Here is a 12,183-nt window from a genome sequence, read left to right on the forward strand (position 1 = left end):
CAACCGTAACGGGAGTTCAGCCGATGGGCAACAGCCGCGTCACCCTCCGCCGGGTCGCCGAGATGGCCGGCGTCTCTCCCGCGACCGTGTCGCGGGTGTCGCGCGGCACGGTGCCGGTGTCCCCCGAGCTGCGCGACCGCGTGTTGCGGGTGATCGAGGAGCACGGCTACAAGCCCAGTCACTTCGGGCGCGCACTGGCCGAGCGCCGCCACGGCGCTCTCGGCCTGGTGTTCCCAGGACTGTCCGGCCCGTACTTCTCCGAGCTGATCCAGGGTTTCGAGGCCGAGGCGCTGGAGACCGGCGACAGCGTGCTCGTGCTGGCGTCGCACTCGCGTGCCGACACCGACGCGACCGTGCTCGACCTGGCCGATCGCGTCGACGGGATGGCGATCCACGGCGGGACCGTCTGGGACGACACGATCGCCAAGGTCGCCGCGCAGATCCGCGTGGTGGTGATGGCCAGCGAGGCAGGCTCCGCGCAGGCGTCCGTCAGTGTTGCCAACGACAACATGAAGGCTCTGACTCGGCATCTGCTGGTAGACCACGGTTATCGGCGGCTCGCCTTCGTCGGTATGCCGGACGGCTCGCCCGACGTGACCGCCCGCTGGCAGGCGTTCCTCGCGGCGCACAGGTCGGCCCGCCGCAAACCGCCGGCCGAGCCGGTCCGGGTCGGGCTGCAGCAGTCCGACGGAGCCATCGCCGCCGAACAGTTGCTCGACGCAACAGATCCGCCCGACGCCGTGGTCTGCGCGAACGACGAGACCGCGCTCGGCCTGCTGCTGAGCGCGCTCGGCAGGGGGCTGCGCGTGCCGGAGGACATCGCGATCACCGGCTTCGACGACATGCCGATGGCATCTCTCGCCCGGCCCGCACTGACGACGGTGCGGCAGCCGATCCGCGAACTGGCCGCGACCGCCGCCCGGTTGCTGACCGATCAGCTCGACCAGCCGGCCGGCGACATCGTTCTACCGACCGAATTGGTACTGCGCCGCTCCTGCGGCTGCGGGGGTGCGCACTGACCCTGCCGCACCGAGGCGCTAGCCGGGGGGATACGGGGATCGAGGGGGAAACCGCCACACACCCTTATGGAGGACTCCCGGATGACCAGACGACCATGGCGTACGACGTTCGTTGCGGTAGCGGCAAGTGCGGCATTGGTGCTCACGGGATGCACCGGCACCGAAGGAAAGCAGCAGTCGTCCGCCGACACCGGGATGATCGACTTCCTCAACTACGGCGACTTCGGCGGCGGCACGACACCGAAGGCCAACTACAACCCCTACCTCGACGCCACCAAGCTCGCCGCGGCCGACTACATCTACGAGAGCCTGATGTACGTCGAAACCTACAGCTGCAAGGCGATCCCCTGGCTCGCGACGTCGTACCAGTGGTCCGATCCGAAGACGCTCGTCTACACGATCCGCAGCGGGGTCAAGTGGAACGACGGGAAGCCGTTCACGGCGAAGGACGTCGAGTTCACGTTCAACATGCTGAAGAAGTTCGACGTACTCGACACGCAGGGTGTGTGGACGTTCCTGTCGTCGGTCAAGGCCGACGGCGACAACAAGGTGACCTTCAGCTTCAAGCAGCCTGGCGCATCGGCGTTCACGCAGGTCAGCGGCGTGAAGATCGTGCCTGAGCACGTCTGGTCGAAGGTCGCCGACCCGACCACGTTCGTCAACGCGACCGCGCCGGTCGGCACCGGTCCGATGAAGCTGAAGTCCTTCAACCCGCGCCAGCTCGTCGTCGAGCGCAACCCGGACTACTGGCAGGCCGACAAGATCAAGGTCAACGAGCTCCGGTTCAACAAGGCCGACGCCGGCGGGCAGGTCGAGCAGCTCAAGCTGAGCCGCGGCGAGTACGACACCAACGCGATGTTCGTGCAGGACATCAAGAAGGCGTACGTCGATCGCGACCCGAAGCACCACCACTACTGGTACGCGCCTGGTGGCGTCATCAGTGTGTACATGAACCTGACCAAGGCGCCGTTCAACGATGTCGGCTTCCGCAAGGCATTGACCACTGCGTTCGACGACAAGCAGGTGATCGACAAGGCACAGCTCGGGTACGTCACGCAGGCCAGTCAGAGCGGCCTCGTCGTACCGGGTCAGAAGGACTGGCTCCCGCAGGGTCTCGCGGACGACGGCCGGATCGGGTACGACGCCGCCGCGGCCGACAAGGCGCTGACCGACGCCGGCTACACCAAGGACAGCAAGGGCCGCCGGCTCGGCAAGGACGGCAAGCCGATCTCGTTCAGCTTCAAGGTGCCCGGGTCGTACGTCGACTGGGTGGCCGCCGCCGACATCCTGATCAAGAACCTGCAGGCGCTCGGCATCACGGTCTCGAAGGACACGCCGACGCCGGACGCGAACAACCAGGACCGGGCCACCGGCAACTACGACATGACGTTCGGCGTGTTCGGCGGCGGCTGCAACATGTACGCCAACTTCGCTGATCCCCTCAACAGCGCACGAACCGCGCCGGTCGGCAAGAAGGCGGCCAGCAACGAGATCCGCTGGCAGGACCCGAAGACCGACGACCTGCTGCACACGCTGCAGGTCTCGCCGGACGAGAAGGCCCAGAAGGCGGCCGTCGCCGGACTCGTCGACATCATGATGAACCAGGTGCCGACGATCCCGATCTGGTACGGCGCCAAGTGGTTCCAGTACGACACCACCAAGGCGGAGGGCTGGCCGAGCGCGGACGACCCGTACGCCGACGGCGGCAACGGCCAGGTCGTGCTGACCCATCTGGTCCCGGCCGGGAGCTGACCGATGCTGTACTTCCTCCGGCGGACCGGCTTCTTCGTGGCCACGTTGTGGGCCGCGGTGACGCTGAACTTCCTGATCCCCCGGCTCCAGCCGGGGGATCCCGCCCAGGCGCTGCTGTCCCGGCTCCAGGGCAACACCCAGGCGGTCAACCCGGTGCAACTCGCCGCCATCCGCAAGATGCTCGGCACCCAGGACGGCAACCTGCTGACGCAGTACTGGGACTATCTCGGCGCCGTGGTGCACGGTCAGTTCGGCGTCTCGTACTCGTACTACCCGTACTCGGTCACCGCGATGATCGCGACGGCGTTGCCGTGGACGTTGATCCTGGTCGGCGTCACCCAGATCGCGTCGTTCGTGATCGGCACGCTGCTTGGCGCTTGGGCGGCGTACCGGCGGAACTCGCGAGTCGACTCCTTCATCACGCTCGGCTCGACCTTCGTCGGCACGCTGCCGTTCTTCTGGATCGGGCTGCTGCTGATCTTCGTGTTCGCGATCACGCTGAACTGGTTCCCCGACGGCGGTGGGTACGGCGGCGGGAGCAGCCCGAGCTGGACGTGGCTGTTCTTCTCGGACGCGTTCCAGCACAGTGTCCTGCCCGCGCTGGCGCTGCTGATCACCGGGCCCGTCGGCTGGATCATCGGCATGCGCAACAACATGGTGCAGACGCTGGGCGAGGACTATGCGCGGCTGGCGCGGGCGAAGGGCCTGCCGCGGCGGCGGATCGCGCTCACGTACGGCGCCCGCATCGCGATCCTGCCGAACGTCACCGGTTTCGCGATCGCACTCGGCGGGCTCCTGGGCGGGACCGTGCTGGTCGAGACGATCTTCAACTACCCCGGGCTCGGCCGGCTGCTGCTGGAAGCCGTGTCGAACAAGGACTATCCGCTGATGCAGGCGTTGTTCCTGTTCACCACGATCGGTGTACTGATCGCGAACTTCCTCGCCGATGTGACATACGGCTTCCTCGATCCGCGCGTACGACGGGCGGAGGCGCCATGACGATCCTGTGGCGCAATCGCAAGTGCCGCGCCGGCATGATCATGCTGGCCGCGTTCATCCTGATCGCGGTCTTCGCTCCGGTGATCGCGCCGTACGGGCCGCGGGTCTCCGACTTCGGGGCGTCCCAAGGTCCGTCCGGCGCGCACTGGCTGGGTACGACGGCCCGTGGTGAGGATGTGTTCTCGCAGCTGGTGTACGGCGCTCGTACGTCGCTGATCGTCGGACTCGTGGCCGGCGTACTGAGCACGCTTATCGCGATGACCGTCGGGCTCACCGCCGGATACCTGCGGGGTGTGGTGGACGAGGTGTTGTCGTTCTTCATCAACCTCGGCCTGGTCGTTCCGGTGCTGCCGTTGATGGTCGTGCTGGCCGGGTACGCCCCGGTGAAGGGCCTCGGCCTGATCATCGTCGTGATCACCGTGACGGGATGGGCGTACGGCGCCCGGATCAAGCGCGCGCAGATCATCACGCTCCGGACGCGGGACTACATCACCGCAGCCAAGTTCGCCGGCGACAGCACGGCCCGGATCATCGCGTTCGAGATCGTGCCGAACATGATCTCGCTGATCGTGGTCGGCTTCATGGGCGCCGCGCTCGGCGCGATCGGCGCCGAGGCCGGGCTGGCGTTCCTCGGGCTCGGCGATCCGCAGACGGTCAGCTGGGGAACCATGCTCAACCAGGCCAGCCTCGGCGGCGCGCTGACCACCGGGCAGTGGGCCTGGCTGGTGGCGCCCGGCCTCGTGCTCGCGCTGCTGATCACGTCGTTCACGCTGATGAACTTCGGGATCGATGCCTTGAGCAACCCGCATCTGAGGGAGGACTGAAATGGCGCTGCTCGAGGTCGAGGACCTGAGCGTCACGTACAGCCCGCGCGATTCGGCCGCCGTACGGGCCGTCGACGGGGTCAGCTTCGAGGTGCACGACGGCGAGTTCGTCGGTCTGCTCGGCGAGTCCGGCTGCGGCAAGTCGACGCTCGGCAACGCCGTACTGCGGTTGCTGGACAAGCCGGCCGCGATCACCGGCGGGACCATCGTGTTCGACGGGCGGGACGTGACGACCGCGTCCGAGGACGAGCTGCGGGCGCTGCGCTGGGTGGATCTGTCCACGGTGTTCCAGTCGAGCATGAACTCGCTGAACCCGGTGATCACCGTCCGGCGCCAGTTCGCCGACACGTTCGAGGCCCACGGCAACGACCTGGACGTCGAGGCGCGCGCCGGCGAACTGCTCGAGATGGTGTCGCTGGACCGGTCGGTGCTGGGCCGGTTCCCGCACGAGCTCTCCGGTGGGATGAAGCAGCGGGTCGCGCTCGCGCTGGCCCTGGCGCTCGAGCCGCGGTTCGTCCTCCTCGACGAGCCGACCACCGGGCTCGATGTCGTCGTACAGCGCGAGATCCTCGACCGGTTGCGCGTGCTGCAGGCGCGGCTCGGGTTCGCCGTACTGTTCATCAGCCACGACCTCGGCACGGTGATGGAGCTCGCCGACCGGGTGATGGTGATGTACGCCGGCGAGATCGTCGAGGACCAGCCGGCCGCGGAGATGGTGGCCCGCCACCTGCACCCGTACAGCGCCGGCCTGCTCGGCTCGTACGCCGATCCGCGCGACGAGGTCGTCGAGGTCGAGTTCATCCCGGGCCGGCCGCCGGACCTGTCGCAGTCGCACGCCGGCTGCCTCTTCCAGCCGCGCTGCCCGGTCGCCGTGGACAAGTGCCGCACCGTGCACCCCGATCTGCTGCCCGCGGGGCGTGGTCAGGTGCGGTGCATCCTCATCGAGGAGTCCGACGGCGACCGGGCAGTGCTCGAGAAGGCGGCCGCGCTGCGCCACCGCGACCAGGTGTTCGCAGCCGGGCCGTCGGCTCTTGCCGATGAGGAACCGGTGCTGGTGGTGGACGGCGTCCGCAAGATCTATCGGACCAGGCGTGGACTCACCACGTCTGTGACGACGGCCGTCGACGACGTGTCGTTCGGGCTGCGACCCGGGCAGGTCACTGCGCTGGTCGGGCAGAGCGGTTCCGGCAAGACGACGATCGCGCGCATCCTGACCGGTGTGGAGCGTCCGACGTCGGGCTCGATCCGGTTCAAGGGCTCGGCGGTCGACAGGTTGCGGCGCCGGGCGCTGCGCAAGTACCGACGGCATGTGCAGCTGGTGTTCCAGGATCCGTTCTCCGCGCTCAATCCGACCCGGACGGTGGCGTACGCGCTGTCGCGGCCGTTGCGGAATCACCTTGGGCTGAGCGCGGCCGCGGCACGGGCACGGGCGGGCGAATTGCTCGCGACGGTCGGGCTGTCGCCGCCGGCGCAGTACCTGGACAAGCTGCCGCACCAGTTGTCCGGCGGGCAGCGTCAGCGGGTGGTGATCGCGCGGGCGCTGGCTCCGGAGCCGGAGGTGGTGATCGCCGACGAGCCGATCTCGATGCTGGACGTGTCGATCCGCGCGGAGATCATCGCGTTGCTCGACCAGTTGGTGCGTGATCGTGGGATCGCCATGTTGTACATCACCCACGACCTGTTGAGCGCCCGGTTGCTGGCCGACGAGGTGATGGTGCTCAACCAGGGCGTGATGGTGGAGCGCGGGGCGACCCTCCAGGTCATTGGTGAGGCCAAGGATCCGTACACCCGCAGGCTGCTCGCGGCGATCCCCCGGCCCGGCGCCTCAGGTACGCCGGTAGTCGCGCGGGGCGACACCGAAGTGGGAGCGGAATCGGCGTGACAGGTGGAACTCGTCCGCGAAACCGAGGGTCCGGGCGATCTCGCGGTGGGTGAGGTCGGTCAGACGCAGCAACGTTGCCGCCGCCTGCAGACGCCGTACGTTGCGGAACGCGGCCGGCGTCTGACCGACCTGTGCGGCGAATCTCCGGCGGAACGTGTCGTAGCTCAGGCCGGACTCGGCCGCGATGGCCGCGAGGTCGGTGCTCGCGGTCAGGTCGTCGGCCAGGCGGCCCATCGCGTCCACGATGTCCATGCTGACGTCGTCGGCGGTGTCCTCGACGTCGACCAGCCAGTCGGCCAGGGCCATCAGTTGGTGCTCGGCAACGCGCCGCGTTCTGGGCGGTGCCCGCAGTACGGTCCGGAGGGCTTCGATCGAGGGCTGGGGCACCGGGTAGCGCGGCCCGGCGGCGGTCAGGTGCGGCATCGCGTCGAACAGCGGTCCGGTGAAGACGACGAACAGCTCCGTCCACCGCTCCCCCGGGTCGGTGCGGTACGTGTGCGGGAACCCGGGCGGCACGATCGTGTGCGCGCCCGGGCGGATCCGCTCGTCGCGACCGGCGGCGTCGCGGTAGTTGCCTTCACCATCGATCAGGACGGACAGCACGTACGCGTCCATCACCCGCAACGACGACGACATGATCGGCTCGTCGTCGACCACCTCGCCGGCGAGCACGAGCTGACCGAGTCTCGTCACCGGCCCGTCGGTGATCGCGACGACTGTCCGCTCGCTCATGGCCGCACGGTACGCCAAAATGTTCATGTCCGGGTCGCGAGGAGACATTCTCTGCCGGGTGCTGCCGCCCTAGCGTCGTAGGCAGCCGATTTCACCGGAGGACGCTATGAACGACCTGGTCACGCCCGAGCACCTGGCGCAGTACCGCGACGAGGGGTACTTCGTGCTGGAGCGCGTGCTCACCGACGAACAGCTCGAGCTGCTGCGCGGCGGAGCGCAGTACTCGATCGACAAACTCGACGCCGCGATGGATGCCGCCGGCACCGACTCGATCGGGATCAACCACCGGGGCAAGCGGTATTTCAGCAGCATGATCTACCAGGACCGGCCCGAGCTGCGGGAGTTCCTGTTCAGCGACACGATGGCTGAGGTCTGCCGGGCGACGCTGGGCGAGGAGGCGTACCTGTTCTGGGAGCAGTACGTGATCAAGGCCGGCGACCCGAACACGGCCTTCGCCTGGCACCAGGACTCCGGCTACGTCCACGAGGACCACGAGCCGTACGTCACCTGCTGGATCGCCCTCGACGACGTCACCGAGGAGAACGGATCTGTCTACCTGCTGCCGTACTCCCGGTCCGGCATCAAGTCCTACATCAAGCACATCCACGACCCCGAACTCAACGACCGCGTCTGCTACTTCGGCTCCGACCCCGGCGTCCCGATGACCGCCCCCGCCGGCTCGATGGTCGTCTTCTCCAGCGTCGTCATCCACCGCAGCGGCCCCAACCTCACCGACAAGAACCGCCGCGTCTACCTGGCCCAGTACTCCAAGGAAATCATCCCCTCCAAAGACGGCACAGGCGCCCACGGCTCCTTCGACCCCTTCCTCAAATCCGGCCAAAACATAGCCGACCGCTGACCTCCGTCAGTCCTCGAAAAAGATCGGCTCCCCGGCCACCCCGCTGAACCCAACTAACCCGTGCCGCTCGGAACCGTACGACGTCCGGGCTGGAGACCAACCTGTCCCGGCTGCGACAACCCGAGCGGATAACCCCGCGAGTTGTGCCTTCTCTGCTCGCACACCAGCGGAGAAGGCACAACGGCAGCGGATATCCACTCGTCTGACCGATCACGGCCACGCCGTCGCCGTCGCCGGGCCTGGGGCGCGTTACGACCCCAACGTTCGTTGATACGGCTCTAGCGGCTGATCGGAGCTGTGTGCTAGCTGTTGCGAGGGGCGTACATGATTACTGCTACGCCTAGGAGGCAGATGGCCGCGCCTAACACGTCGTAGCGGTCGGGTTTGAAGCGGTCTACTAGGACTCCCCAGGTTAGGGAGCCGGCTACGAAGATGCCGCCGTAGGCTGCGAGGATGCGGCCGAAGTTGGGGTCGGGTTGGAAGGTGGCTACGAAGCCGTAGGCGCCTAGGGCAACTATTCCGGCGGCTATCCAGAGGATGCCGCGGTGTTCGCGCCAGCCTTGCCAGATGAGCCAGGCGCCGCCGATCTCGGCGATTGCGGCCAGGATGAAGAGCAGGATCGAGCGAAGGACGGTCACCGGCGCCGGCCCGGCGTGTCGTGAGTTCGGTCGGCGCTGCCGATCTCGTGGCCGATCTCGGGGAACGGGAGCGGGCAGTTGGGATCGCCGGCGCAGGTTTGGAGGTCGTCGCAGCCTGCCGCGATTCCCGCGCGGAGGGTTTCGGCGATGACCGTCAGGTCGGCGATCTTGGCTTCCACGTCGGCTAGTTTCTCGCGGGCGCGGGCCTGCAGTCCGGCTCCCTCGCCGCGGGCGTGTCGGTGCCGCGCGGTGTCGAGCAGCTCGGACACCTCCGCGAGCGTGAACCCGAGCCGCTGCGCCGCCTTGATCACGCGCAACGTCGTGATTGCCTCGGACGGGTACATCCGGTGCCCGCCGAGACTCCGTACCGGTTCGTCGAGCAGGCCGCGGCGTTCGTAGTACCGCAGTGTCTGCAGGTTCACGCCGGCCGCGGCGGCCAGCTCGCTCGACCTCATCGGCTCAGCAGACCATCGAGTACGGCGCTGTGGTCCGGAGACACCCTGATGAGCAGGTGGAGTTCGTCAGCGGTCTCGCTCAAGGTGAAGCTGAAGAACGAGCAGCACTCGGTCTCGCGAGCGGTCAGGTCGGCGACCGTCTCCCGCGACTCGCGGGTCAGCGTGAGGTCGACGGTCTCGGCGTCCACGCGCTCCGAGCCGCGGAGATGTTCGGCGAACAGCTGGTCGAACTCCGCCACCCGGAACGGCCGGTCCGCGGTCGGGAGGGCGCACGCGTCGGGAACCCAGGTCAGATCATCCATGAGATCGACGGTAAACCTGTACCCAAGTACCGGATGCAAGCCCTCAGTCGGTCCAGGTCAGCACGTACGCGACCGCGCCGAAGCTGACCGTGTCGCCGGGCCGGACGCGGACAATGGTCGTGATCCGCAGACCGTTCACGGTCGTGCCGTTCATCGAGCCAAGATCGCGGAGCATCCATCCCTCGTCGACATGCCGCAGCTCAGCGTGGTGACGCGACACGGACTCGTCAGCCATCCGCAGCGTCGCACCGGCACCGCGCCCGATCCGCACCGTCGGCGATCCGGGCGCCGGAAGAGCGAGCCCAGGCAGCGGTACTGCGGCCGCCGGCCGCACCAGGCTCACCTGCGGCAGCCTGTCGAGCCACGAGGCAACAACCCCGACCGGATCAAACCGGGCACCACGGGACGAAGCGGGCGGCGCAACCCGCTCGGGGTGCGCCGTCGCAGCCGCGCCGCCATGGGCGGCAGGCCGGTATGCGGCGGGGTCGTGCGGATGGGCGCTCGTTCGTGTGTTCGGGGTTGCGGAGCGCTGCACCTTCAGTCGGGGCATCTGGGCGCGAAACGCCCGGGTCCAAGCGCGGCGGCGGGGTTCAGCGCGTGGGAGGTCGCGGATCGCGTCGGCCAGCTCGCCGCGGCTCTGCGCGCGCAGGACGAAATTCATCCGGCGGACGAACGTGTCGTGGGACAGCCGCCCGGTGCCGGCGCCTTCGCGCAGTACGGCGAGGGCACGGTCCCGCTCCGCGTCCGACGGACGCGTCCCCTCCAACGGCACCGAAGTCATAAGGGCATTGTCCGTGGGAGCCAGGTTCACTGTCCACCAGCGGCGTTGCTGGAGACTGTCGGTGCGGTGGGACAGAATGCAGGAATGCGACTGCCTGTCATGCCGCCGGTCAAACCGATGCTCGCCAAGCCGGTGAAGGAGATCCCGCGCGGCGAGATGAGCTACGAGCCCAAGTGGGACGGGTTCCGGTCGATCATCTTCCGCGACGGCGACGAAGTGGAGATCGGCAGCCGGAACGAGAAGCCGATGACCCGGTACTTCCCCGAGCTGGTCGAGGCGGTGAAGGCGAATCTGCCCGAGCGCTGCGCGATCGACGGCGAGATCATCGTGATCGGCGAGTCCGGCGACCGGCTCGACTTCGAGGTGCTGCAGCAGCGCATCCACCCGGCCGCCAGCCGCGTGAACATGCTGTCCGAGAAGACCCCGGCCCGGTTCGTCGCCTTCGATCTGCTCGCGCTCGGTGACGATGATTACATGGAGCGACCGTTCGCCGAGCGCCGTACGGCGCTGATCGACGCGCTCGCCGGCGTGAAGGCGCCGATCCACGTCACCCCCGCGACCGCCGATCACGACACCGCCGCGCGATGGTTCGAGCAGTTCGAGGGCGCCGGCCTGGACGGCCTGATCGCGAAGCCGCTCGACGGCCTGTACATCCCGGACAAGCGGACGATGTTCAAGATCAAGCCGGAGCGTACGGCGGACTGCGTCGTCGCGGGCTATCGCGTGCACAAGAGCGGCGAGGACCGGATCGGCTCGCTGCTGCTGGGGCTGTACAACGAGGACGGCACGCTGGCGAGCGTCGGCGTGATCGGCGCGTTCCCGCTCGAGCGCCGCAAGGAGCTGTTCCAGGAGATGCAGCCGCTCGTCACGACGTTCGACGAGCACCCGTGGGCGTGGGCGAAGCAGGAGGAAGGCGTCCGTACGCCGCGCAACGCCGAAGGCAGCCGCTGGCAGGCCGGCAAGGACCTGTCGTTCGTCCCGCTGCGGCCCGAGCTCGTCGTCGAGGTCCGGTACGACCATATGGAAGGCATCCGCTTCCGCCACACCGCGCAGTTCGTCCGCTGGCGCCCGGATCGCACGCCCGAGTCCTGCACGTACGAGCAGCTGGAGGAGCCGGTGAAGTTCGACCTCGCCGACGTGCTGTCCAGCGCGCAGCGCTGATGATGAGCGGCCTCTACCGCCTCTACCGCGCCCGCCTCCGCCGACAGCTCACGGGACTGCCGAAGCCGCACCACGTGGCGATCGTCATGGACGGCAACCGCCGCTGGGCGCGCGGCGCGGGGTACGACGACGTCCGGATCGGTCACCGCTTCGGCGCCAAGCATCTCGAGCAGTTCCTGCAGTGGAGCGCGGACGCCGGCATCCGGTGCGTGACTGCCTGGGTCGCGTCGGCCGACAACCTGCGCAAGCGGGACTCGGGTGAGGTCGACTACCTGATGGAGCTGACCGAGACCGTCGTCGCGGATCACGTCCGGCGGGACGACCGCTGGCGGCTACACATCGCAGGTCAGCTGGACTTGTTGCCTGACTCAACGGCTCGTGCGCTGAAGGAGGCCGCCGAGCTCAGCCGGGACCGCGGTGACGCCGGCGAGCTGACGATTGCCATCGGCTACAGCGGCCGGCTCGAGCTCGTCGACGCCGTACGGTCGATGCTCGACGAGGCCGCCGTCGACGGGCGCTCGTTGGCCGAGGTCGCGGACAGGCTGAGCGAGGACGAGATCGGTCGGCACCTTTACGTCCCCGGGCTCCCCCATCCGGACCTGGTGATCCGGACCAGCGGTGAGCTGCGGATGTCGGACTTCCTGCTGTGGCAGGCAACTCGCTCGGAGATCGAGTTCTGCGACCTCTACTGGCCTGCGTTCCGCGAGGTGGATCTGCTCCGCGCGCTGCGCACTTACGGCCGTCGGAGACTGCAACGATCCAGTTGAATACTTTCCCAC

General features: G+C 68.1%; 13 protein-coding genes. 8 read left to right on the forward strand and 5 right to left on the reverse strand.

Annotation, left to right across the window (positions count from 1 at the left end; genetic code table 11):
* Nucleotides 1–23: 23 nt before the first annotated feature.
* From ACIA58_RS10590 to ACIA58_RS10610, 5 genes are all read left to right on the forward strand, one after another.
* The gene (locus tag ACIA58_RS10590) at nucleotides 24–1,019 is read left to right on the forward strand and encodes a LacI family DNA-binding transcriptional regulator (RefSeq protein WP_396403377.1); all 996 of its coding nucleotides are present in this window, start codon (nucleotides 24–26) and stop codon (nucleotides 1,017–1,019) included.
* Between the two features lie 81 nt (nucleotides 1,020–1,100).
* Nucleotides 1,101–2,771, forward strand: a complete 1,671-nt coding sequence (locus tag ACIA58_RS10595) for an ABC transporter substrate-binding protein (protein WP_396403378.1) — start codon at nucleotides 1,101–1,103, stop codon at nucleotides 2,769–2,771.
* Nucleotides 2,772–2,774: 3 nt separating this feature from the next.
* Complete coding sequence (locus ACIA58_RS10600) at nucleotides 2,775–3,770, forward strand: ABC transporter permease (protein WP_396403379.1); 996 nt, start codon at nucleotides 2,775–2,777, stop codon at nucleotides 3,768–3,770.
* Nucleotides 3,767–4,594, forward strand: a complete 828-nt coding sequence (locus ACIA58_RS10605; protein WP_396403380.1) for an ABC transporter permease — start codon at nucleotides 3,767–3,769, stop codon at nucleotides 4,592–4,594. Before ACIA58_RS10600 ends, ACIA58_RS10605 begins: the two co-directional genes overlap by 4 nt.
* A gap of 1 nt (nucleotide 4,595) precedes the next feature.
* The gene (locus ACIA58_RS10610) at nucleotides 4,596–6,476 is read left to right on the forward strand and encodes an ABC transporter ATP-binding protein (protein WP_396403381.1); all 1,881 of its coding nucleotides are present in this window, start codon (nucleotides 4,596–4,598) and stop codon (nucleotides 6,474–6,476) included.
* Here ACIA58_RS10610 and ACIA58_RS10615 read toward each other — a convergent pair.
* Entirely contained in the window at nucleotides 6,420–7,208 is a 789-nt protein-coding gene (locus tag ACIA58_RS10615) for an AraC family transcriptional regulator (protein ID WP_396403382.1), read from the reverse strand. The genes ACIA58_RS10610 and ACIA58_RS10615 overlap by 57 nt on opposite strands.
* A gap of 106 nt (nucleotides 7,209–7,314) precedes the next feature.
* On the opposite strand from ACIA58_RS10615, the gene ACIA58_RS10620 reads away from it, so the two are divergent.
* Complete coding sequence (locus ACIA58_RS10620; RefSeq protein ID WP_396403383.1) at nucleotides 7,315–8,067, forward strand: phytanoyl-CoA dioxygenase family protein; 753 nt, start codon at nucleotides 7,315–7,317, stop codon at nucleotides 8,065–8,067.
* A gap of 302 nt (nucleotides 8,068–8,369) precedes the next feature.
* On the opposite strand, the gene ACIA58_RS10625 is transcribed toward ACIA58_RS10620, so the two are convergent.
* Genes ACIA58_RS10625 through ACIA58_RS10640 form a run of 4 tightly spaced genes read right to left on the reverse strand, consistent with a single transcriptional unit; the run spans nucleotide 8,370 to nucleotide 10,243 of the window.
* Nucleotides 8,370–8,705, reverse strand: coding sequence for a YnfA family protein (locus ACIA58_RS10625; RefSeq protein WP_396403384.1), 336 nt, complete (start codon nucleotides 8,703–8,705; stop codon nucleotides 8,370–8,372).
* Nucleotides 8,702–9,160 (reverse strand): MerR family transcriptional regulator, encoded by a 459-nt coding sequence (locus ACIA58_RS10630; RefSeq protein WP_396403385.1) that lies wholly within the window; start codon nucleotides 9,158–9,160, stop codon nucleotides 8,702–8,704. Before ACIA58_RS10630 ends, ACIA58_RS10625 begins: the two co-directional genes overlap by 4 nt.
* Nucleotides 9,157–9,462: a hypothetical protein gene (locus ACIA58_RS10635; RefSeq protein WP_396403386.1), complete on the reverse strand. Its 306-nt coding sequence runs from the start codon at nucleotides 9,460–9,462 to the stop codon at nucleotides 9,157–9,159. The genes ACIA58_RS10630 and ACIA58_RS10635 overlap by 4 nt, the downstream gene beginning before the upstream one ends.
* Nucleotides 9,463–9,505: 43 nt before the next feature.
* A complete protein-coding gene (locus ACIA58_RS10640; protein ID WP_396403387.1) occupies nucleotides 9,506–10,243 on the reverse strand; it encodes an FHA domain-containing protein in 738 nt (245 codons plus the stop codon).
* Nucleotides 10,244–10,327: 84 nt separating this feature from the next.
* On the opposite strand from ACIA58_RS10640, the gene ACIA58_RS10645 reads away from it, so the two are divergent.
* Nucleotides 10,328–11,404 (forward strand): ATP-dependent DNA ligase, encoded by a 1,077-nt coding sequence (locus tag ACIA58_RS10645; RefSeq protein ID WP_396403388.1) that lies wholly within the window; start codon nucleotides 10,328–10,330, stop codon nucleotides 11,402–11,404.
* Nucleotides 11,404–12,171: a polyprenyl diphosphate synthase gene (uppS, locus tag ACIA58_RS10650; protein ID WP_396403389.1), complete on the forward strand. Its 768-nt coding sequence runs from the start codon at nucleotides 11,404–11,406 to the stop codon at nucleotides 12,169–12,171. Before ACIA58_RS10645 ends, uppS begins: the two co-directional genes overlap by 1 nt.
* Nucleotides 12,172–12,183 lie beyond the last annotated feature (12 nt).

It is taken from the genome of Kribbella sp. NPDC051586, assembly GCF_044453965.1.
In the GTDB taxonomy this organism is placed as follows: Bacteria; Actinomycetota; Actinomycetes; order Propionibacteriales; family Kribbellaceae; genus Kribbella.